The organism is Streptomyces sp. NP-1717 (assembly GCF_022695985.1).
GTDB lineage: Bacteria > Actinomycetota > Actinomycetes > Streptomycetales > Streptomycetaceae > Streptomyces.
The window spans coordinates 52,990-78,001 of sequence record NZ_JAAPBF010000002.1 but is presented as its reverse complement, the minus strand read 5'-3'; the positions used below and the strand labels follow the sequence as shown (position 1 = coordinate 78,001).

The 25,012-nt window shown below is 74.7% G+C and carries 3 protein-coding genes (2 of these 3 running past the window's edge); all 3 read left to right on the top strand.

Features of this window, described 5'->3' with window-relative positions:
* Tightly spaced (each overlapping or abutting the next), the 3 genes in view from GXP76_RS00785 to GXP76_RS00775 form a layout consistent with a single transcriptional unit that may run on beyond the window.
* On the top strand, window positions 1-13,006 hold the 3' portion of the coding sequence (locus GXP76_RS00785) for a non-ribosomal peptide synthetase (protein ID WP_242569416.1). The gene continues 5,861 nt to the left of window position 1, outside the view; 13,006 of the gene's 18,867 nt are visible here — the last part of the coding sequence; its start codon lies beyond the left edge, outside the window; its stop codon occupies window positions 13,004-13,006.
* A complete protein-coding gene (locus GXP76_RS00780; RefSeq protein ID WP_242569415.1) occupies window positions 13,003-19,389 on the top strand; it encodes a non-ribosomal peptide synthetase in 6,387 nt (2,128 codons plus the stop codon). Before GXP76_RS00785 ends, GXP76_RS00780 begins: the two co-directional genes overlap by 4 nt.
* On the top strand, window positions 19,389-25,012 hold the start of the coding sequence (locus GXP76_RS00775) for a non-ribosomal peptide synthetase (RefSeq protein ID WP_242569414.1). 10,210 nt of this gene lie beyond the right edge of the window; 5,624 of the gene's 15,834 nt are visible here — the first part of the coding sequence; its start codon is at window positions 19,389-19,391; the stop codon falls past the right edge of the window. The genes GXP76_RS00780 and GXP76_RS00775 overlap by 1 nt, the downstream gene beginning before the upstream one ends.

The following is a 25,012-nucleotide window of genomic DNA, read 5'->3' as shown; positions in this document are numbered from 1 at the left end:
CGCGGCGACGGTCGTGCCGCGCCACGACAGCGCCGCCGGAACACGCCTGGTGGGCTACACCGTGCCGGACGCCGGCCCGCTGGACACGACGGCGCTCCTGGAGGATCTGCGCGGCCGGCTGCCGGATCACATGGTGCCCGCGGCACTCATCGAGCTGGACGCGCTGCCGCTCACCCCCAACGGCAAGGTGGACCGGGCGGCGCTGCCCGCCCCGGACTTCTCGCGCCGGCCCCGTTCGCGGGCCCCGCGGGGGCCGCGGGAAGAAATACTGTGCGCGCTGTACGCCGAGGTACTGGACCTCGTCGATGTCGGCATCGACGACGGATTCTTCACCCTCGGCGGCGACAGCGTGCTCGCGATCCAGCTCGTCAGCCGGGCGCGGCGCGCGGGCCTCCGGTTCACGGTGCGCGACGTCTTCGAACACCCGGACGTGGCCGGGCTCGCCGGCGCCGCCACCACGACGGCCGACGGCGCGGCGCCGGCCGCGCCGACGGCCGATCCGAGCGGCACGCTGCCGCTCACCCCCTCCGTGAGCCGACTGCTCGACCGTACCGGCGGGATCACCGCGCGCGGCGCCGACGGCTTCAACCAGTCGCTGGTGCTGGCCACCCCCGCGGGCCTCACGACCGGGGCTCTGCACCACCTGCTCCAGACCCTGCTGGACCACCACGGCTCCCTGCGGCTGCGTACCGTCGCCGGGTCGGCCCACGACGCGGGGGATCCCGTGCTCGTCGTCGGCGAGCCCGGCTCCGTGTCCGCGGAGGCGTGCCTGACCCGGTGCGACGCCACCGGTCTCACCGGTGAGGCCCTGGACGAGGCCGTACGGGAGCAGGCGCGGCTCGCTCAGGGGCGGCTCAACCCCTCCCGGGGCGCCGTACTGCGCGCGGCCTGGCTCGACCGCGGCCCCGGTGAGTCCGGCCGGCTGGCGCTCGTGGCGCACCACGTGGCCGTCGACGGCGTGTCGTGGCGCATCCTCCTCGCCGACCTCGAAGAGCTCTGGGAGGGCGTCGCCGCCGGCCGGGAGGTGCGACTGCCGGACGGCGACGGCACCTCGCTGCGTGACTGGGCCCACCGCCTCGCAGCGCTGGCCGAGGAGGCGCCGCCGGTCGAGCAGGCGCCGTACTGGACGGCCGTCCTCGACGGCCGGGACACCGTCGCGCTCCCCGGCCGGCCCGATCCCGGCCGGGACACCCACGGCACGGCACGACAGATGACGTTCACCCTGCCCGAGCAGCTGTCGGTGCGGCTGGCCGAATCCGTGACGGCCACCTTTCGCGTGGGGTTGCAGGAGGTCCTGCTGGCCGCCTACGGGCTGGCCGCGGTGCGATGGCGCGGGGCGGGCGGCTCCGTCGTGGTGGACGTGGAGAGCCACGGCAGGCAGCACGACCTGCTGCCCGGCGCCGACCTCACCCGTACCCTCGGCTGGTTCACCACCGTGCGGCCCGTGCGGCTGACCCCGGGCAGCGGGCCCGCGGACGCGGGGCGCACGCTGCGGAGCACCAAGGAACTGCTGCATGCCGAACCCTCCGCGGGGCTCGGCTACGAACTGCTGCGGCGCTGGGAAGCGGACTGCGCGCGGACGTTCGCGCGGCTGCCCCGGCCGCAGTTCGGCTTCAACTACCTCGGCAGGCTCCGTACCGGCGACGGCGGGGCCGGGACCGGCTGGGAAGTCGTCGGGCACAGTGTCGCCCCGCAGAGCCACGACCTGCCGCTCGCGCACGCGGTGGAGCTCCAGGCAGTGCTCACGGGCGACGCCCGCGCGCCACGCCTCACCACCACCCTGACCTGGGCCGGCACCGTGGTGGACGACGAGGCGATGGAGACGTTCGCCGAACTGTGGCGGGCCGCCCTGGGCGAGCTGGCCGACAGCGCCGACGCCCCGGGGGCGGACGGACTGACCCCCTCCGAGGTCGGCGCCACCGGCCTCACCCAGGCGGACATCGAGGAGTGCGAGGCGGCCGCGGCCGCCGCCGGTTTCGCCGTCGAGGACGTCCTCGGCCTGTCCGGGGGCCAGGAGGGGCTGCTCTTCCACAGCCTGTTCGACGAGCGGGCCGACGACATGTACGTGGCACAGCTGTCCATGGACCTGATCGGGGCGCTCGACCCGGCCGGACTGCGGGCCGCGGCCAACGGCCTCGTCGCCCGGCACACCGGCCTGCGCGCCGCCTTCGTCCAGCGCCGCGGCGGTGACTGGGCGCAGCTCGTGGCCCGGCACGTCCAGGTGCCCTGGGCGGAGTACGACCTGCGCGCCCTGCCGGGGCCCGAGCGCGCCCGGCGGACGCGGGAGCTGCTGGACCGGGAGCGTTCGCGCCGGTTCGACCTCGCCCGCCCGCCGCTCCTGCGGTTCCTCCTGATACGCCTCGCCGAGGACCGCCACCACTTCGCCGTGACGAACCACCACACGGTGCTCGACGGCTGGTCCCTGCCCATCATGCTGCGCGAGCTGCTGACGTTCTACCGAGGCACGGAAGCCGGCCTGCCCGCCGTCCGGCGGTACCGGGACTTCCTGGCCTGGCTGGACAGCCGGGACCACGAGGCGACGGAGGCGGCCTGGAGCCGCGAACTGGCCGGTGCGGAGCCGTGTCTGGTCGCGCCGGACGCGCCGCGCGCCCCCGGCCCCGCGGCGGAGCTGACGCGGCCGATGCCCGAGGACACCGCGCGGCGGCTGACGGCGTGGGCCCGGCGGAGCGGTCTCACCCTGAACTCCGCTCTCCAGGCGGCCTGGGCCGTCGTTCTCGGCAGGATCACCGGCCGCGAGGACGTCACCTTCGGGATCGCCGTCGCCGGCCGGCCCTCGGAGCTGACCGGCGTGGCGGACATGGCCGGGCTGTTCATGAACACGGTCCCGGTACGTGTACGCACCCGGGCCGACGAGACGCTGGCGGACCTCGCCCGGCGGGTGCAGCGCGAGCAGGCCCGCCTGCTGGACCACCAGCACGCCGGACTCGCCGACGTGCAGCGCTGGGCGGGCGCCGGCGAACTGTTCGACACCACCCTCGTGTTCGAGAACTATCCGCTGGACCCGGCCACCGACGTGCTCGGCGACGACACCGGCCCGCGGGTCGAGAATGTCGCCGGCCGGGACAGCAACCACTACCCGCTCGGCGTCACCGTCGGGCACGCGCCGGATTTCCGGCTCCGTCTCACCCACCGGCCCGACCTCTTCGACGAGGAGTGGACGGCCGCCCTCGCCGACCGGTTCGCCCATGTGCTCGCCGTCATGACGGAGCACCCCGACACCCCGGTCGGACAGCTCGGCGTCCTGCTGCCCGAGGAACGGACACGGCTGCTCGGTACCTGGGCCCGGGGCGCGGCCGCCTCCGGGAGCGACTGCGTGGTCCGGATGTTCGAGGAGCAGACGGCCAGGACGCCGGACGCCGTCGCGGTCGCCGACGGCACGCGCAGCCTCACCTACGCGCAGTTCGACGCCCTCGCCAACCGCGCGGCACGGCTGCTCATCGCCCGCGGGATCGGCGCGGAAGACCTCGTCGGACTGGTCTTCCCCCGCAGCACCGAACTGCTCGCGACGCTCTGGGGCGCGCTCAAGGCCGGCGCCGCGTATCTGCCGGTGGACGTCGACTATCCGCGCGAGCGGATCGGCCTGCTCCTCGGTGACTCCGACCCCGCGCTCGTCCTCACCACCCAGGAGCACGCGGGGCTCGTACCGGAGGGCTCCGCCCGGGAGGTGATCTGTCTGGACGCCCCCGGCGTCGCCGCCGAACTGGCGGTACTTCCCGACGGCCCCATCGGCGCCGCGGAGCGGGTACGGCCCGTCACCGACGACACCCTCGCCTACGTCCTCTACACCTCCGGCTCGACCGGCCGACCCAAGGGCGTGGCGGTCGGCCGGGCCTCGCTGGCCGCGCACGCCGTCCGCTCCCGCGACCGCTACCCGGACGCGGCGGGCGTATCGCTGCTGCACTCGCCGGTGGCCTTCGACCTCACCGTCACCGCGCTGTTCACCACCCTCGTGTCCGGCGGCACGCTGCTGCTGGCGGAGTTGGGCGAGGACGCGCAGGACAGGGGCGTCACCTACGTCAAGGGCACGCCCTCGCACATGGCACTTCTCGACGAGCTCCCCGGGTTGCTGGCCGGCCCGGAGCCCGCCACGTTGGTCCTCGGCGGCGAACCGCTCACCGGCGAGATGCTCGGCGACTGGCGCCGCCGCCACCCGGACGCCGTCGTGTTCAACGACTACGGGCCCTCCGAGACCAGCGTCAACTGCTCGGACCTCGTCCTGCGTCCCGGCGACGAGACACCCCCCGGGGTCCTCCCGGTGGGCCGCCCGTTGCCGGGCAACCACATGTACGTACTGGACCTCTGGCTGCAACCCGTCCCCGTCGGGGTGACGGGCGAGATATACGTGTCCGGCGTCGGCGTCGCCCGGGGCTACTGGAGGCGGCCGGGACTGACGGCGGAGCGATTCGTGCCGAGCCCCTTCGACGGGCCGGGGGCACGTATGTACCGCACCGGTGACCTCGGCAGGTGGCGCCCCGACGGGATCATCGAATGCCTCGGCCGGACCGACGACCAGGTCAAGGTGCGCGGCTTCCGGGTGGAACTGGGCGAGATCGAGACCGCGCTCGCGCTCCAGGAACAGGTCGCCCGGGCCGCCGTGATCGTGCGCGAGGACGTGCCCGGCGACAAGCGGCTCACCGCCTACGCCGTACCGGCGGGACCCGGGTTCGACCCCGGCGCCGCGCTCGCCGCGCTCGCCGCCGGACTCCCCGCGTACATGGTCCCGGCGGCCGTCGTCCCGCTGGACGCGCTGCCCCGTACGGAGAACGGAAAACTCGACAAGAACGCCCTCCCCGCGCCCGACCGCGCCGGCGTACGGGCCGGACGCGCCCCGCGCGACGCCCGCGAGGTACGGCTGTGCGGGCTGTTCGCCGACGTGCTCGGCGTTCCCGCGATCGGCGTCGACGACGACTTCTTCACGCTCGGCGGCCACTCGCTGCTGGCCGTACGCCTGGTCGGTCGCATCCGCGCCGAACTCGGCGTCGAGCTGGGCATCCGTGCCCTCTTCGACCGGCCCACCGTCGCCGGACTCGCCGGACTCGTCGGCGAAGCCCCGGCCGGTCGTCCCGCCCTGACGGCAGGGCCCCGCCCGGAGCGGCTGCCGCTGTCCTTCGCCCAGCGCCGCCTGTGGTTCCTCAACCGCTACGACAGCCAGGGCAGCGCGTACCACATCAGCGTCGCGCTGCGGCTGACCGGCGACCTCGACGCCGGCGCGCTCCAGGCGGCCCTCGGCGACGTCGTCGACCGGCACGAGACCTTGCGCACGGTCTTCACCGAGGACGAGACCGGCTCCTGCCAGAGAGTGCTGTCCACGGGCACGGCCCCCGCCCTGCGGACCCGGTCCGCGACCGGCGGCACCCTCACCGAGCTGCTCCGCGAGGAGACCGGGACCGTCTTCGACCTGTCCCGGGAACTCCCGCTGCGCGCCACCCTCTTCCGGCTCGCCGCCGACACCCATGTCCTGTCGCTGGTCGTCCACCACATCGCCGCCGACGGCTGGTCCATGGGGCCGCTCGCCCGCGATCTCGTGACCGCCTACACGGCACGCCACGGCGGCACCGCACCGTGCCAGGAGCCGCTGCCCGTCCAGTACGCCGACCACGCTCTGTGGCAGCACGACGTACTCGGCAGCGAGGACGACCCCGGCAGCGTCGTCGCGCGGCAGCTCGCCCACTGGACGCGGGAGCTGCGAGGGCTCCCGGAGGAGCTGGCGCTGCCCTACGACAGGCCCAGGCCCGCCGACGCGCCCCGGCACGGCGAACAGGTGCTGTTCCGTGTCGGCTCCGCCCTGCACGAGCGCGTCGTGGGGCTGGCCCGGCAGCACCACGCCACCCCGTTCATGGTGGTGCACGCCGCCCTCGCGGCCCTTCTGACCCGGCTCGGAGCGGGCACCGACATCGTCCTGGGCTCGCCTTCGGCGGGCCGCTCCGAGCAGCTGACGGCCGACCTCGTCGGATTCTTCGTCAACACCCTTGTGCTGCGCACCGACACCTCGGGCGACCCGTCCTTCGGCGACCTGCTGGACCGGGTGCGCGACGCCGACCTGGCCGCGTACGCGCACCAGGACCTCCCCTTCGAACGCCTCGTGGAGGCTGTCAACCCGGCCCGCTCCCCGTCCCGGCACCCCCTCGTGCAGACGATGCTCACCTTCGACAACGCGGGCCGCCAGGACGCTCTGGCGGCCGTGGCCGCCCTGCCGGGCCTGGACGTCGCGGTCGAGCGCACGGACGACGGCACCGCCCACGTCGACCTGAGCCTCACCTTCACGGAACCCACGGCCCAGGATCCGGAACGCGGTGGCCTGGACTGCTCCGTCACGTACCGGCCCGACCTCTTCGACGAGACCACCGTCCGGGCCATGACCGAACGGCTCACGCTGCTCCTCGACGCCGTCACCCGCGATCCGGACCAACCCCTCGGCCGCGCCGATCTGCTCGCCGCGCACGAGCGGGAGCGGCTGAGCGACGCCCGGGAGGCCGCGGAACGCGCGGCCGCCCCCACCGGTGACGGACCCGCCGACCTCGCCGCACTGTTCGACGCGGCGGCGGCGGCCCGACCGCACGCCGTCGCCCTCACGGACTGCGGCAGCCGGCTCCGCTACGCCGAGCTCGACGACCGCGCCAACCGCCTCGCCCGGTGCCTCGTGGCCGCCGGCGCGGGGCCGGAGACCTTCGTCGCCGTGGCTCTGCCCCGCTCCGCAGACCTTGTCGTGGCGCTGTTGGCCGTCGTGAAGTCCGGCGCCGCGTACGTACCCGTCGACCCCGACTACCCGGCCGAGCGGATGGCGTTCATCCTGCGCGACGCGGCACCCGCCGTCGTCCTCGGCACCACCGCCGTGCGGGCGCGGCTGGACGGTGACACCGAGGCATCCTGGTTGCTGCTCGACGATCCCGGCACCGTCGGCGCGCTCGCCGGTCTGCCGGGCACCCCACTGACGGACGCCGACCGCCACGCTCCGCTGCGGCCCGAGCACCCCGCCTACGTCATCCACACCTCCGGCTCCACCGGACAGCCCAAGGGCGTCGTGGTCACCCACGCCAACGTCGTCCGGCTGCTGAGCACGTGCCGCCACGCCCTGCCCGTCGGCCACGACGACGTGTGGACGCTCTTCCACTCGTACGCCTTCGACTTCTCCGTGTGGGAGCTGTGGGGCGCGCTGGCACACGGCGGCCGGCTCGTCGTCGTGCCCCACCCGGTGACGCGGTCGCCCGGCGAGTTCCTGACCCTGCTCGAACAGGAGCGGGTGACCGTGCTCAGCCAGACCCCGTCGGCCTTCTACCAGCTGGCGCAGGCGGAGGCCGAGCGCATGGCCCGGGCGGCCTCGTGCGGCGGGGACGAGCCGCTTCCCACGCGATCGCTGCGCCATGTCGTCTTCGGCGGCGAGGCGCTGGACACCTCCCGGCTGACCGGCTGGCGGGGGCGGGACGTCGCACTGGTCAACATGTACGGGATCACCGAGACGACCGTGCACGTCACCCACCTGACGCTGGACGACGAGGCGCTCCACCGGGGCGGCAGCCCGGTCGGCAGGCCGCTGGCCGACCTGCGGGTGGAGGTGCTCGACGACCGGCTGCGGCCCGTACCGTCCGGCGTCACGGGCGAGTTGTACGTGGCGGGCCCCGGGCTCGCCCGCGGGTACTGGCGGCGTGCCGGTCTCACCGCCCACCGCTTCGTGGCCGACCCGTTCGGGCCTGCGGGCGGCAGGATGTACCGCACCGGCGACCTCGCGCGGCGCGATCACGAAGGCGAACTGCACTACGTGGGGCGGGCCGACGCACAGGTGAAGGTGCGCGGGTTCCGGATCGAACCGGGCGAGATCGAGTCGGCCGCCGTCACGCACCCGCGGATCGGCCAGGCGGCGGCGGTGCTGCGCGAGGACCGGCCCGGCGACCAGCGCCTGGTCTGCTACGCGGTCCCGGCTCCCACGCCCGCGGCCCCGCGGTCGGTCGACGACGGCGTGCGGGCCGCCCCCACTCCCGCAGAGGTCCGCCGGCACCTCGCCGCGCTGCTGCCCCGGCACATGGTCCCCGCCACGGTCGTGCTGCTGCCCCGGCTGCCGCTCACCGGCAACGGCAAGCTGGACCGCGCCGCGCTCCCCGAGCCCGGCGCCGGCCGGTCCGAGACCGCGTACGCCGCCCCGCTCGGCCCGCGGGAGGAAGCGCTGTGCGAGATCTACGGGCGCATCCTCGGCACTGAACGCGTCGGCAGGCACGACGACTTCTTCGTTCTCGGCGGGCACTCCCTCCTGGCCACCCGCCTCGTCAGCCGCGTCCGGTCCACCCTCGGCGCCGAACTGACCATCCGCGACCTCTTCGAGGCACCGACCCCCGCGGAACTCGTCCAGCGCCTCGGCGGAGCCGGGGGTGACGCGGGCCGGCCCGCGCTCACCCCGCACCCGCGCCCGGAGACCGTCCCCCTGTCCTCCGCCCAGCAGCGCCTGTGGTTCCTCGGTGAGCTGGAGGGCCCGAGCGCCACGTACAACATCCCGCTGGCCCTGCGGCTCGACGGGCCGGTGGACACCACCGCGCTCGCACGCGCCCTCGCAGATGTGACGGGCCGCCACGAAGCGCTGCGCACCGTCTTCCCCGCGCGCAACGGCACGCCCCGGCAAGAGGTACGGGCCCCGGACCCGGCGGTGCCCGCGCTGCCCGTGGTGGAGGTTGACGAGGCAGGCCTGCCCGCGGCGCTGGCCGAAGCCGCCGGACACCCCTTCACGCTGACCACCGACACCCCGCTGCGGTGCGTGCTGTTCAGGACGGGCGCCGACCGGCACGTGCTGTCCCTGGTGCTGCACCACGTCGCCGGCGACGGCTGGTCCCTCGCCCCGCTGGCCCGCGACCTGGCGACCGCGTACACGGCCCGTCACTCGGGGCGGGCGCCGGTGTGGGAACCGCTGCCGGTGCAGTACGCCGACTACACACTCTGGAAGGAACGTGTCCTCGGAGCGGAGGACGACCCCGGCAGCCTGTACGCGCGGCAGCTGGAGTTCTGGCGCGGGACACTCGACGGCGCCCCCGAGCAGATCGCGCTGCCCACCGACCGGCCCCGGCCGGCGGCGGAGAGCCACCGCGGGGGGATCGTCCGCTTCACGCTCCCGGCCGAGCTGCGTGAGCGCCTCACCGACCTCGCCCACCGGCGCCGCTCGACCCTCTTCATGGTCCTGCAGACCGGGCTCGCCGCGCTGTTGACCCGGCTCGGCGCAGGCCGCGACCTGGTCATCGGCACCCCCGTCGCGGGCAGGACCGACGACGCGCTGGAGGACGTGGTCGGCTTCTTCGTCAATACGCTGCCGCTGCGTACCGACACCTCCGGCGACCCCACCTTCGAGGAACTGCTCGCCCGGGTACGGGAGACGGACCTGGCCGCGTACGCCCACCAGGACCTGCCGTTCGAACGGCTCGTCGACTCGCTCAACCCCACCAGGTCCCTGGCCCGCCACCCCGTCTTCCAGGTGATGCTGGCGCTCCAGAACAACGCGCGCGCCGCCGTGCCGATGCCCGGCATCGAGGTCACGGTCGTGCCGCCCGTCCGGTCCCCCGCGAAGTTCGACCTCTTCGTCAACCTCGCCGAAGCCGAAGCCGGGGACGGTGCCGAAGCGGAGGGCGGCGAGGCGGCCGGAGGCATCACCGGCGTGATCGAGTACGCGGCCGACCTCTTCGACGCCGAGACGGTGGAACTGATCGCCCGGCGGTACACGACGCTGCTCACCGCGATGGCCGAGGAGCCGGACCGAAAGATCGGCGCGCCGGACCTGCTCACCGACGACGAACAGCGGCAACTGCGCGCCGAGCGCCGTGCGGTGGCGTCCCCCGGCGCGCCCCCGGGCGTCGTGCGGCAACTGCGCGACCGCGCGGAACGTACACCCGGGGCCGTGGCGCTCCGCTGCGGCGACGGCGTCCTGACCTGTCAGGCGCTCACCGCCCGGGTGAGTGAACTGGCGGCGGTGCTCGCCGCGCACGGTGTCGGCCCGGAGACGCGGGTGGCGGTCTGCCTGCCCAGGTCGGCCGACCTCGTCGCCACGCTGCTGGCCGTGCTGGAGACGGGCGGTGCCTACGTACCGCTCGACTCCGAGCACCCGGACGAACGGATCGCGGGTGTCCTGACGGACGCCGCCCCCACCGTGCTGCTGACCGACGCCGGCTGCCGCGAGGCCGTCGTGGCGGCGGCCGAGGCCGCCGGAGCCTTCACCATCCGCACCGGACAGGTGCCCATGGCGGGCCTCCCGTCGTGGCAGGGTCCCGTTGCCGTCCACCCCGGCCAGCCTGCGTACGTCCTGCACACCTCGGGCTCCACCGGGCGGCCGAAGGGTGTGGTGGTCACCCACTCCAACCTGGACAACCTGCTGGCCGCCATGCGCGACCGTCTGCGCCCGGGCCCCGACGACCGGCTGGTGGCGGTCACCACCGTGAGCTTCGACATCGCGCAGCTGGAGCTGTTCCTGCCCCTGATCAGCGGCGCGGAACTGATCATCGCGGACCGTGCGACCGTACGCGACCCGGAGGCCCTGGGCGCCCTGCTCACCGCCCGCGGCGCGACGCTCCTGCAGGCCACCCCCACCACATGGCGGCTGCTCGCCGACACCGCGCCGGACGCCCTGCGCGGACTGCGCAAGCTGGTCGGCGGCGAAGCCCTCCCCGGCGATCTCGCGCGCGCCCTTCTCGATCTCGGCGGCGAACTCACCAACGTCTACGGCCCCACCGAGACCACCATCTGGTCCACTGCGGCCACCCTGGACGATTCCTCCGGTGCCGCCCCGCCCATCGGCGGACCGCTGCGCAACACCCGGGTTCACGTGCTCGACGAGTGGCTGAACCACATGGCCCCGGGAGTCCCCGGCGAGCTGTACATCGCGGGCGACGGAGTCACCCGCGGCTACCTCGGCCGCCCGGCCCTCACCGCGGAGCGGTTCACCGCCGACCCGTACGGACCGCCCGGCGGCCGGATGTACCGGACCGGCGACGTGGTGCGACGGCTGCCCGGCGGCCGGCTCGACTACCTGGGCCGCACCGACCACCAGGTGAAGGTGCGCGGTTTCCGCATCGAGCTGGGCGATGTCGAGACCGCGCTGACCGCGCACGACGACGTCCGCGCCGCTGTGGCCGTCGCCCGCCGCCAGGAGGACGGGACCAACCGGCTCGTCGCGTACGTCCTCCCCACCGGTGCCGGCACCGGCACCGGCACCGGCACCCGCCGCGACGGAGGCGGTCGCGGCGACCGCGCGGACGCGTTCGAGACCCAGCAGGTAGGGGAGTGGGAGGCCGCGTACGACACGCTTTACGCCGACACCGCCGGACCGCCGCTCGGTGAGGACTTCGGGATCTGGCGCAGCAGCTACACCGGCCTGCCCATCCCGCTCACGGAGATGCGCGAATGGCGGGCGGCCACCGTGTCCCGCATCCGGGACCTGGCCCCGGACCGGGTGCTGGAGATCGGCGTCGGCACGGGACTGCTGCTCGCCGAGATCGCCCCGCGCTGCACCGCCTACCACGGGACGGACCTCTCGGCGCGTGCGATCGACACCCTCCGGGAGCAGGTGGCGCACGATCCCGCGCTCGCGGACCGCGTGGAGCTGTCCACCCGGCCCGCGCACGACCTCACGGGTCTGCGCCCGGGGTTCTACGACACCATCGTGCTCAACTCCGTGGTCCAGTACTTCCCCGGCGCGGATTACCTGCGCCGGGTCCTGCGCGACGCGTACGCGCTGCTGGCACCGGGCGGCAGTCTCTTCGTCGGGGATGTGCGCGGCAAGCGGCTGCTGCGCTGCCTGCGCGCGTCGATCGAAGTGGGGGCGGCCACCGGCGACGCCGACCCCGCCGCCGTCCTCACCGCCACGCGACGGCGCGTCGCCGCGGAGAAGGAACTCGTAGCCGACCCGGGGTTCTTCGCCTCGGTGCTCGGCGACCTGGCACACGACGGGGAGCACACACCCGTCCTGGACGTGCGGCTCCGGGACGGTGTCCACCACAACGAACTCACCCGCTACCGCTACGACGTCGTGCTCGCCAAGCGTCCCGCCGCGCACGCCGCGCACGCCGCGCACGCCGCGCACGCGACGCCCGTACTGGCCTGGGGCCGTGACGTGCACGACCTCGACGGCGTCGCCAAGGCCGCCGCCGTACACGCGCCGGCCATCCTTGTCACCGGCGTGCCCAATGCCCGGGTGGTCCGCGAAGTACGGGCACTGCGCGCCCTGGAGGCGGGCGCCGGCCTCACTGAGGTCCGCGGGCTCCTCGCCGGACCGCCCGACGGCATCGACCCCGCGGAGCTCACCGCGGCCCTCGGTGACCTCGGGCGCACCGTGTCGCTCCGCTGGGCCGAGGACGGTGAAGAGGACACCATGGACGTCCTGGTCACCGACCCCGCTTCGGCCGACGCGGTGCGCGCCGCGACCGGCCCTTCCCCGGCGGACGCGCCACCGGAGGAACTCACCAACGATCCCGGGGCACCGCTGCGGGACCGGGCTCTGGCCGCCGACCTGCGCACGCACCTCGGCCGACGGCTGCCCGACCACATGGTGCCGAGTGCCATCGTGCCGCTCGACAGCTTCCCCCTCACCGCCAACGGCAAGATCGACAGAGCCGCGCTGCCCGCTCCCGGCACGGACGCCGCCGCGGGCGCGGGCAACCGGCCGCCGCGCACACCCGAGGAGCAGGTCCTGTGCACGCTCATCGCCCAATTGCTGGGCCTGACCGGGGTCGGAGCGCAGGACAGCTTCTTCGCGCTCGGGGGCGACAGCGTGCTGTCCGTACGCCTCGTCACCCGGGCGCGGCAGCAAGGGCTCGCCCTCACCACCCGCGACGTCTTCGAGCATCGGACGATCGCCGCCCTGGCGGCCCACGCCGCCGCCCGTGAGGACCGCGCCCGCGACGACAGCTCCGATGAGCCGAGCGGCGCCGCCGCCGTACCGGCGCCGTCCCTCAGCCCGGAAGAACTGGCCGAGATCGAGGACGACCTCGGCTCCGAGTGGGAAGAAGGGAAAGCCTCGTGAGCCGCCCACAGCGCTTTGTCGAGGACGTCCTGCCGGTGACACCGTTGCAGGAGGGCCTGCTCTTCCACAGCGTCTTCGACGAGCGGGAGCGGGACGCCTACATCAACCAGATCGCCCTGGAGCTCGGCGGCCGACTCGACGGCGCCCGGCTGCGGGCCGCCGTGGAAGCCCTCGTGGCCCGGCACACCGCGCTGCGCGCCGGATTCCGGCGGCGGCGGTCCGGCGAGTGGTTCCAACTGGTCGCCGGCCAGGTCGCGCTGCCCTGGCAGGAGCGCGACCTGCGCGCCATGGCGCCGCACGCCGCGGCGAAGGAACTGGACGGCCTGCTGGCCGAGGAGCGGTCCCGCCGCTTCCAGCTCGGTCGACCGCCGCTGCTCCGCTTCCTGCTGGCCCGGCTGCCGGAAGGCCGCCACCTGCTCGCCGTCACCCATCACCACGTCGTGCTCGACGGCTGGTCCGCGCCGATCCTGCTGCGGGAACTGCTCACGCTGTACGGCACGGGCGGCGACCCGTCGGCACTGCCTCCGGCACGCCCGTACCGGGACTACCTCGACTGGCTCGCCCGCCGCGCCCCGGAGGCCGGTGAACGCGCGTGGAGCGAGGCGCTGGCGGGCCTTGAGGCGCCGACCTTGGTCGCGCCGGGGGCGGCACGCGCCGGCGCGGAGCCCGGGTCCGTGGAGTGCCGCCTCGATCCCGGCGAGACCGCGGCTCTGACCCGCTGGGCACGCGCCCGCGGCACCACGGTCAACTCCGCGGTTCAGGCCGCGTGGGCGCTGACGCTGAGCGGGTACACCGGCGTCAGGGATGTCGTCTTCGGCGTCACCGTCGCGGGACGGCCGCCGGAGATCGACGGCGTGGAGGACATGGTCGGCCTCTTCGTGAACACCGTGCCGCTGCGGGTACGGCTGCGGCACGCCGAACCGATCGGCGACCTCGTACTCCGCGTCCACCGTGAACAGGCCCCGCTCCTGGACCACCAGCACGTGCGCCTGTCCGACGTGCAGCGCCGGGCGGGCCTGACGGAACTCTTCGACACCTCCATGGCCTTCGAGAACTTCCCGGTGGACGACCTGGGCACCCTCGCGCGGTCCGACCACGCCGGACTGCGGGCCGAGGGCGGGCACGGCACGAGCACCACCCACTACCCGCTCCACCTCTGCGCTCTGCCCGGCACCGCCCTGCGCCTGCGGCTCGACCACCGGAGCGACGCGATCGACGGGGCGACGGCGGCCCGGCTCGCCGGGCGGCTGCGGAACATCCTCGCCACGGTCGCCGAGGCACCGGAACGCCCCACCGCGAGAGTGACCGGCATCCCGGAGGACGAGCGGCGCGAGCTTGCCGCGCGCGGCGACGGGGGGCCGCTCGCCGAACCCGTCACGACGATGGTGGCCGCTTTCGAGGACCAGGTCCGCCGCGACCCCGGGGCACCCGCTGTCCGGTGCGGTACGCGATCGCTGACGTACGGCGAGCTCGACGCCGGCGCCAACCGGCTCGCGCGGCTGCTGCGCGACCGGGGTGTCGGCGCCGAGAGCCGGGTGGCCGTCTCCGTCTCCCGCTCGCACTGGCTCCCTGTCGCGCTGCTCGGCACGCTCAAGGCCGGCGGCTGCTACGTTCCCGTCGACGCCCACCACCCGCCGGACCGGGTGGCGTTCCTGCTCGCCGACACCGCGGCCCACTGCGTCCTCACCGACCGGCCGGACGAGGTGTCCTGGTCCCCGGACGAGCCGATTGGTGCCGAGCGGATCGTCCTCGACGAGGAGACGCTCGCCGACCACTCCCCGCTGTCCCTGACGGACGCCGAGCGGTCCGCACCACTGCTGCCCGGCCACGCCGCGTACCTCATCCATACCTCCGGCTCCACCGGCCGGCCCAAGGGCGTGGTCGTCGAGCACGCCCAGGTGGCGGCGCTGCTGTCCTGGGCGCGTACCGGATTCGGCGCGGAACGTCTGCGCTCGGCCGTGGCCGCCACCTCGGAGAGCTTCGACGTCTCGGTGTTCGACACGCTGGTGCCGTTGCTGTCCGGTGGCCGGATCGACATCGCCGACGACTTGCTGGCCGTCGGCGAAGGAGGCCCCGGCGCGAGTGGCGACCTGCTGTGCGCGGTGCCGTCCGCCCTCGCCGCGCTCCTGGAACGTGGTGCGACACCGGACGTCGGCACGATCGTCCTGGCGGGGGAGGCGGCCCCGGCCTCGCTGGTGCGGGAGCTGCGCGCGCGATACCCGGACGCCGGCCTCGTCAACGCGTACGGGCCGACCGAGAGCACCGTTTATGCCACGGCCCGGTTCCTGGACGGCGGCGAGGACCCGGTGCCGATGGGCAGGCCGCTGCCCGGCACCCGCGCCTACGTACTGGACGGCGGGCTGCAACCCGTACCGGACGGCACCGTCGGCGAACTGCACCTCGCCGGGGCCCAGCTCACCCGCGGCTACTGGCGGCAACCGGGCCTCACCGCCCAGCGGTACGTCGCCTGCCCCTTCGGCGAGCCGGGCGCGCGGATGTACCGCACGGGCGACCTGGTGCGGCGGCTGCCGGACGGGGACCTCCAGTTCCTGGGCCGCGCGGACGACCAGGTGAAACTGCGCGGGTTCCGGATCGAACCGGGCGAGATCGAGGCCGCCCTCGCGGCCCACCCCCAGGTCACGGATGCCGTCGTGACCGTACGGGACGACGGTGCCGCCGGTCCGCGCCTCGTCGGCTACATCGTGCCCGCGCGCGGGGCGGCTCCCGACGCCGCCGCCGTGCTGGGTCACCTGCGCGAACGGCTGCCCGGCCATATGGTGCCCTCGGCCCTCGTCGTCCTCGACGAGCTGCCGAGCACGGCCAGCGGCAAGCGCGACCGGGCGGCGCTGCCCGCCCCGCAGACCGGTACGAGCGCCACCCCGCGTGCCCCTCGTACCCCGCAGGAAGAGATCCTGTGCGGGCTGTTCCGCGAAGTCCTCGGAGTACCCGAGGTGGGCGCCGACGACGACTTCTTCGCCCTCGGCGGGCATTCGTTGCTCGCCATGCGGCTGGTGAGCCGCGTCCGGGGCACCCTGGAGACGGAGATCAGCGTCCGCGAGATGTTCGGGGCGCCCACCCCCTCCGGCCTGGCCCGCCTGCTCACCCGGGCGGGACCCGGCCGCCCTCCCGTGACACGCAAGCGCCTCCGCCCGGCACGCGTCCCCCTGTCCTTCGCCCAGCGTCGCCTCTGGTTCCTGCACAAGCTCCAGGGCGGGAACGCCGGCTACCACGTGCCGCTCGCGGTGCGGCTGAAGGGCGAACTGGACGTACCGGCGCTGCACCGGGCCCTCACCGACGTCGTGGTCCGGCACGAGGCACTGCGTACGGTCATCGCCGAGGACGAGCGGGGACCGCATCAGGTCGTCCTCCCCCCGGACACGGCCGCCGGACTGCTCCCGCGGGCTCTCGGGTCCGGCGCCGGCGGGGACCTGGACGCGGCGCTCGCGCGGGCGGTGGCCCTGCCGTTCGACCTCGGACACGACCTGCCGATCCGGTACGGCCTGTACCGGGCGGGCGCGGGCACCGACGAGCGTGACCATGTGCTGATCCTGGTCCTCCACCACATCGCCGCGGACGGCTGGTCGCTCCGTCCCCTCGCACGCGACCTCGCGGCCCGCTACGCCGCTCACACGGCGGACGGCGCCGATGCCTCACCGCCGCTCTCCCCGCCCCCGACCGTCCAGTACGCCGACCACACGCTGTGGCAGCACGAAGTCCTGGGTGACCCCGACGGCGCGCCCGGCGCCCCGGCCGGGGTGATCGCCGACCAGGTCGCCCACTGGAAGGAGCGGCTGGCCGGTCTGCCGGAGGAGCTGGCGCTGCCCGTGGACCGGCCGCGCCCCGCCGAGCCCTCCCATCGCGGCGGCGCCGCCCGGTTCGAGATCCCCGCCGCCGACCACCAGCGGCTGCGGGACCTGGCCGGGAACACCGGCACCACCCCCTTCATGGTGCTCCAGGCGGCCGTCGCCGTGCTGCTGTTCCGGCTGGGCGCGGGCGACGACATCCCGCTCGGCACCCCCGTCGCGGGCCGCACGGACACCGCGGTCGAGGACGTGGTCGGGCTGTTCGTGAACACGCTGGTGCTCCGCAACGACCTGTCGGGCGACCCCACGTTTCATCGGTTGCTGGAGCGGGTCCGGCAGACCGACCTCGACGCCTACGCCCACCAGGATGTGCCCTTCGAGCGGCTGGTCGAGGAGTTGAGCCCCGCCCGCTCGCTGTCCCGGCACCCGCTCTTCCAGGTCTCGCTCGCCTTCCAGGACTTCGAGGGCCTCACGCCACCCGCCGGGCTCGACACGCTTCCCGGGATCGAGGTCTCCGCGTACCCGGTGGAGACCGGGAGCGTGAAGTTCGATCTGTCTCTCGTCATCTCGCCCGCGGACACCGGTACGGGCGCGCTGGGCGGCGTGCTCCAGTACAGCCGTGACCTCTTCGACCAGGACACCGCCGACGCCCTCGCGCACCGGCTGCTCCGTGTGCTGGAGCAGGTGCTCGGCAAGCCGGGCACTCCCGTCGGCGAGGTGGACGTGCTGTTGCCGGGTGAGCGGGACCGGCTCCTGGACCAGGCCGGCGGACCGCCTCTGTCCCGGACGCCGGCTCCGCTCACCGACGCCGTCGCGGCACGGGCCGCGCGCGACCCCGGGCGCACCGCCGTGCGCTGGACCGGCGGCGAACTGACCTACGCGCAACTCGACGCCGCCGCCGGCCGGGTGGCCCGGCTGCTGGCGGACCGCGGCATCGGCGCCGATGACACCGTCGGCGTGGTGGCCACGCGCCGCCCCGAGGTACTGGCCGCGCTGCTGGGCGCGTTCAAGGCGGGTGCGGCGTACGTACCGCTGGACCGGGCGTGGCCGCGCGAGCGGCTGAGCGCCGTGCTCGCCGAGGCGGCCCCGCGGCTGGTGCTCGTCCCCGGTGGCACGGACGCCGCGGACCTGGGCGGCCTCGACGGGGTGCCCGTACTCGGAGCCGGGGACTGGGCCGACGACCTCACGCGCCCGGCGACCGGCGCGGAGTTCCGGCCGGTGCGGCCCGTCCACGGTGCCCATGCCGCCTACGTCCTGTTCACCTCGGGCTCCACCGGGCGGCCGAAGGGCGTGGTGGTCTCGCGGGACGCGCTGTCCGGCTACGTCGACGGCGCCGGTGAGCGGTATCCCGACGCGGCCGGCACCGCCCTGCTGCACTCCCCGCTCACCTTCGACCTGACCGTCACGACGATGTTCACCCCGCTCGCGGCCGGCGGTTGCGCGGTCCTCGGCGAACTCGACGGCGCGGCCGGGCTGCGGGCCTCGTTCACCAAGGCCACTCCCTCCCACCTGCCGCTGCTGGAGGCGCTGCCCGACGCGCTGGCCGACGACGGGACGCTGGTTCTCGGTGGTGAGGCGCTGACCGGCCGGGCCCTGCGGGTCTGGCGGGACGCCCATCCCGGCGCCCATGTCGTCAACGCGTACGGACCCACCGAACTCACGGTCAACTGTGCCGAGCACCGGATTCCGCCCGGCGCCGACGTGCCCGAGGGGCCGGTGCCCTTCGGGCGGCCCCACCCGGGCGTGCGGATGCTCGTGCTGGACGGCCGGCTCGCCCTGGTCCCGGCCGGCGTGGTGGGGGAGTTGTACGTCTCGGGCCCCGGGACGGCGCGCGGCTACCTGGGGCGGCCGGGGCACACCGGGGAACGCTTCGTCGCCGACCCGTACAGCGGGCCGGGTACGCGGATGTACCGCACCGGCGACCTCGTGCGCCGCCTCCCCGACGGCGCTCTGGTATTCGTCGGCCGCGCCGACGGACAGGTCAAGGTGCGGGGCTTCCGTGTCGAGCTGGGTGAGATCGAAGCGGCCCTCACCGCTCACCCGGCCGTCGCCCGCGCCGCCGCGGCCGTCCGCGAGGACGAGCCCGGCGACCAGCGGATCACCGCGTACGCCGTGCCCGTACCGGCCGCCGAGGCGCCCGACCCCGCCGGCCTCCTGCGGCACATCGCCGCGCGGCTGCCCGCCTACACGACGCCGACGGCCGTCGTCCTGCTCGACGACCTCCCGCTGACGGCGCACGGCAAGCTCGACCGCCGTGCCCTGCCGGCCCCGCCGAAATCGGGCCGCGGTCCTGGGCGGGCACCCCGCGACGGCCGCGAGGAGGCGTTGTGCGCGATCTTCGCCGAGATCCTGGGCGTGGCCGAGGTGACCGTCGACGACGACTTCTTCTCCCTGGGCGGGCACTCCCTGCTCGCCACCCGCCTGACCAACAGGATCAGGTCGGAGCTGGCCGTCGAACTCGACGTGCGCGCCGTGTTCGAGACCCGCACGGTCGCCGGACTGGCCGGCCGGCTGGCAGCCGCCCCCGTACGAACAGCCCGCCCCGCGTTGCGACGGATGTCGCGGTCGGAGAATCCCTGATGCTTCCCTTGTCCTTCGCCCAGCGACGCCTCTGGTTCCTCTTCCAGCTCGACGGGCCCGACGCCACGTACAACATCCCCATGGCGCTCCGGCTGTCCGGCGACCTCGACCGGGCCGCGCTGCGGGAGGCACTGGCGGACGTGGTGGACCGCCACGAGGTGCTGCGCACGATCTTCCCGGCCGCCGACGGCGAAGTGGCCGGGCAGCACGTCCTGGACCCCAAGGAGGTGCCGCTGCGCCTCCCCGTGACGCCGGTCCGTGAGGAGGAACTGCCCGGTGCTCTGATCGAGGAGTCGGGCCACGGCTTCGACCTGACCTCCGAGATACCGGTGCGGGCGCGGCTGTTCCGGCTCGGCGAACAGGAGCACGTGCTCTCCCTCGTCGTTCACCACATCGCCAGCGACGGATGGTCGCGCGGGCCGCTGGCCCGGGATCTGACCACCGCCTACGGGGCCCGGAGGTCGGGCAGGACGCCGTCCTGGGAGCCGCTGCCGGTGCAGTACGCGGACTACACGCTGTGGCAGCGGGAGCTGCTGGGCGCCGAGGACGACCCCGACAGCGTCATCAGCCGGCAGACCCGGTACTGGACCGACGCGCTGGACGGCGCACCCCAAGCCCTCGAACTGCCCTACGACCGGCAGCGCCCCGCGGTCTCCAGCCACCGCGGCGACACCGTCGACTTCCGGCTCTCCCCGGACGTCCAGCGGGAGATCACCCGGCTCGCGCACGCGCACGGGGCCAGCCCGTTCATGGTCCTCCAGGCGGGGCTCGCGGCACTGCTCTCCCGGCTGGGCGCGGGCGACGACATCCCGCTCGGCACCCTCGTCGCGGGCCGTACGGACGTGGCATTGGAAGCCCTGGTCGGCTTCTTCGTGAACACGCTCGTCCTGCGTACCGACACCTCCGGCAACCCCGCCTTCGCCGACCTCCTCGACCGGGTCCGGCAGACCGATCTGGCCGCGTACGCCCACCAAGACGTCCCGTTCGAGGGCCTGGTGGAGGCCCTGAGCCCGGAGCGCTCCCTGGCCAGGCACCCGCTCTTCCAGGTCAGCCTCAACCTGCACAACACCGCCGCGACCCGCGTCGACCTGCCGGGGCTGCGGGTGTCGGGCATGGACACGGGCCGGCGCGCGGCCAAGTTCGACCTCGCCTTCGACCTCGTCGAGCGATTCGGGCCCGACGGTGACCCCGACGGCATCACCGGCAGCATCGAGTACGCCACGGACCTCTTCGACGCCGGGACCGTACGCGCCCTCGGCGAGCGGTACGTCCGGCTGCTGACCGCGGTTCTCACCAACCCGGCGGCGCGTATCGGATCGGCCGACCTGCTGGAGCCCGCGGAACGGCACGAGTTGCTGAGGGACTTCGGCACCGGGGCGCACCCCGGCTCCGCGGTGGACGGCGCCCGGGTGCGGGACGAGGACACGCCACTGCCGGACATATTCAGCGCGCAGGCCGCACGCACCCCGGAAGCCACGGCCGTCGTCAGCGGCGCCGTTTCCCTGACCTTCGCCGAGGTCGAGGCCCGCGCCAACCGGCTGGCCCGGCTTCTCATCGACCGCGGTGCGGGACCGGAGAAGCATGTCGGTGTCTGCCTGCCGCGCACCCACGAGTGGGTGACCGCCGTGCTGGCGGTCCTCAAGAGCGGGGCCGCCTACGTCCCGCTGGACCCGGGGCTGCCCGCGGAACGTCTCGCCGCCGTCACCGAGGACGTGGCCCCGGTGCTCGTGCTGACCGACGGCCACGGCGCCGGGAGGTTCCCCGGCGCGACGGGCCCCGGCCTGCTGCGTACCGACCACCCCGGCACCGGGACCGAGCTGGGTCGCCGCAGCGCCGCCGCCGTCACGGACGGGGACCGTATCGCTCCGCTCACCCCCGCCAACGCCGCCTACGTCATCCACACCTCGGGCTCCACCGGGCGCCCCAAGGGCGTCGTGGTCAGCCACCGCTCCCTCGCCCATCTGTTCGCCGCGCACCGGGCGGTGACCTTCCCCCGGATCGTCCCCTCCCTGCCGGGCCCGGGCCGCGTCGCCCACGTCTCGTCATTCTCCTTCGACGCCTCCTGGGACCCGCTGCTGGCCATGGTCGAGGGCCGCGAACTGCACATCATCGACGACGACATGCGGCTGGACCCGGCCGCGACCGTCGCGTACCTCCGCGACCGGAACATCGACCACGTCGACCTCAGCCCCACGTACTTCCGCCAACTCCTCGACGCCGGCGTGCTGGAGGGGTCCGGCAACCGGCCCTCCGTCCTCGCGCTCGGCGGCGAGGCCGTCGACGCGGAGCTGTGGGACCGGCTGCGCGCCGCCGCGCCCGGCGTCACCGGCATGAACACCTACGGTCCGACCGAATGCGCCGTGGACGCGGTCGTCGCCATGGCCGACGCCCACGGACGTCCCGTCATCGGCAGGCCGCTGCCCGGCTACCGCGCCTACGTCCTGGACGCGGCGCTGCAGCCGGTGCCCGTCGGCGTGGCCGGCGAGCTGTACCTGGCGGGACCCGGTGTCGCCCGCGGCTACCTCGGTCGCCCCGCCATGACCGCGGAACGCTTCGTTTCCTGCCCGTTCGGCCCGCCCGGCGACCGCATGTACCGGACGGGCGACATCGTCCGCTGGGACGCCGACGGCGCCCTCGGCTACCTCGGGCGGGCCGACGAGCAGGTGAAGATCCGCGGTTTCCGCATCGAGCCCGGCGAGATCGAAGCCGTACTGGCCGCACTCGACGATGTCGCGCACGCCGCCGTCGTCGTCCTGGAGGACCAGCCCGGCGTCCGCCGCGTCGTCGCCTACGTCGTGGGGACCGAAGGCCGCCCCGACCTCGGGAAGACCGACGTCCGGCTGCGTGAACTGCTCCCCGAGTACCTGGTGCCGGCGGCACTCGTCGCCCTCGACGCGCTGCCGTACACCACCAGCGGCAAGCTCGACCGGAAGGCGCTGCCCGCCCCCGGCCACGCGGAGCGCCGCACGGCCCGGGCGCCCGGCACCGCGCTGGAGGCACGGCTGTGCGGGTTCTTCGACGCGATCCTCGGCACCGGGGACACCGGCGTGGACGACGACTTCTTCCGCGGGGGCGGCGACAGCATCCTGTCCATCCAGCTCGTCGGCGCCGCCCGCAGGGCCGGTGTGGTCTTCACCGTCCGCGACGTGTTCGAGCGGCGCACCCCCGCGGGGCTGGCCGCTGTCGCGCGCCGGGAGGACAACGCTCTGGACGAGGACCCGGAAGCGGGCACCGGGCCTCTTCCGCTCACCCCCGTCGTCGCGGAACTCCTCGAACGTGGTGGGCCCACGGCGTCCTTCAACCAGTCGATGGTGCTCACCGCCCCGGCCGCCGCCACCCACGACGCCGTACGGCGGACCGTGCGGGCCCTGCTCGACCACCACGACGCGCTGCGCATCAGCGCCCGCCGGGACGGGGACAGCTGGGAGCTGTCCGTCGCGGCCCGCGGCTCGACAGCCGTCGAGAGCTGCCTGCGCCGCGTCGACGCCACCGGACTCGACCCGCGGGCGCTCGACGCCGCCGTCACCGCCGAGGCCCGCCGGGCCCGCGAAGACCTCGACCCGCTCGCCGGGGCGGTGCTGCGCTGTGTCTGGTTCGACCGGGGTGACGCGCCGGGGCGACTGGTCGTCGTCGCGCACCACCTGGCGGTCGACGGCGTGTCCTGGCGCATCCTGCTCGGCGATCTGGACCAGATCTGGCAGGCGGTCACGGCGGGCCGGGAGCCCGCGCCCGCCGGAGTCGGCGCCTCCCTGCGCACGTGGGCGCGGCGGCTCCACGCGCTCGCCGCCGAGCCCCGCGTCACCGAAGGACTCGACCACTGGGAGCGGCTGCTCCGGTCACCGGAGCCGGTCGTCGGCGGCCGGGAGCTGGACCCCGCACAGGACACCCTCGCCACCGCCGGCCGGCTCACCTCCACGCTGGCCGCGGAGCCGACCGCGGCGCTGCTCGGTCCGGTCCCCGCCGCCTTCCGCGCCGGGGTGAACGACGTGCTCCTCGCCGCCTTCGCGATGGCCGTCGGCCGCTGGCGGGACGACGAGGCGCCGTCCGTGCTCGTGGACGTGGAGAGCCACGGGCGGGCCGAGCAGGTGGCCGGTACGGCCGACCTGTCGCGCACCGTCGGCTGGTTCACCAGCGTTCACCCTCTGCGGCTCGGTACCGTCGCGGCCACCGGACCGGCCGGGCGGGACGCCGTCGGGCGCGCCGTGCGGCAGGTCAAGGAGACGTTGCGCGCGGTGCCCGACGAGGGGCTCGGCTTCGGCCTGCTGCGCTACCTCAACCCCGCCACCGCACCCCGGCTGGCCACGGGGGCCCGCGCCCGGTTCGGCTTCAACTACCTGGGGCGGTTCGCCGCTGAACAGGCGGGTGGCGCCGGTGGTCCGGTCGGCGCCGGCACGCCGGACGGCGCGGCCTGGGCACTGCTCGGCAGCGACGTCGCCGGCCAGGACCCGGACACCCCGCTGAGCCACGAGATCGAGCTGAACGCCGTCGCCGTGGAGGGCCCGGACGGACCCCGGCTCGTCACCCATTGGACCTGGGCGGGCGAGGTGCTCGCCGAGGAGGACGTACGGCGGCTCGCCGATGCCTGGGACGATTCGCTGCACGCGATCGTGGAGCACACCGCGTGGGTCGGCGGGGGCGGCCTCACCCCCTCCGACGTCGCCGTGCCCGGTCTCGGCCAGCCGGAGATCGAGAGCCTGGAGCGTCGCGCGGGCACCGCGCTGGAGGACGTGCTGCCGGTCGGACCGCTCCAGGGCGGACTCCTCTTCCACAGCGTGTACGACCAGGGCGAAGCGGACGTGTATGTGGGCCAGCTCACCTTCCGCCTCGACGGCGCCGTGGACCCCGCGGCTCTGCACCGGGCGGCCCGCGAACTCGTCGCCCGTCACAGCGGTCTCCGGTCCTGCTTCCACCAACGGGCGTCCGGGGAGTGGGTGCAGGCCGTGGCGGCCGCCGTGGACGTGCCGTGGACCTATCACGACCTCAGCCAGGACTCCGATGCCGCTGTCGAGGAGCGCATTCCCGGGCTGGTGGCAGGTGAGCGCGCCTCCCGCTTCGACCTGTCCAGACCCCCACTGATCCGTTTCCTCCTGGTGCGCACCGGCCCCGAGCGGTTCCGGTTCGTCCTCACCACCCATCACACGGTCATCGACGGCTGGTCCATCCCCGTCATGCTGCGCGAACTCCTCACGCTCTACCGCGGAGCGGGGGCCGAACTGCCCGCCGCCCCCGGGCACCGTGCCCACCTGGAATGGCTCGCGGACCGTGACCGGGGCGCGGCGGAGCGGGCCTGGAAGGAGTACCTGGACACCGTCGAGGGCCCCACCCTGATCGCTCCCGGCGCCTCCAGGAGCGGCCCGGTGCCCGAGTCCGTACGCACTGTGCTCCCCGCCGGGGTCTCCGCCGGGCTCCAGCGCCGGGCCCGCGAGGACGGCGTGACCCTCAACTCCGCCGTCCAGGCCGCGTGGGCGCTGGTCCTGGCCCAGGAGACCGGGCGCGACGACGTCACCTTCGGCGTCACCGTCTCCGGCCGGCCCGGCGAGCTCGCCGGTGCCGAGGCGATGATCGGCATGTTCGTCAACAAGGTGCCGCTGCACGCCCGTACGCGACCCGCCGAGCCGCTGCG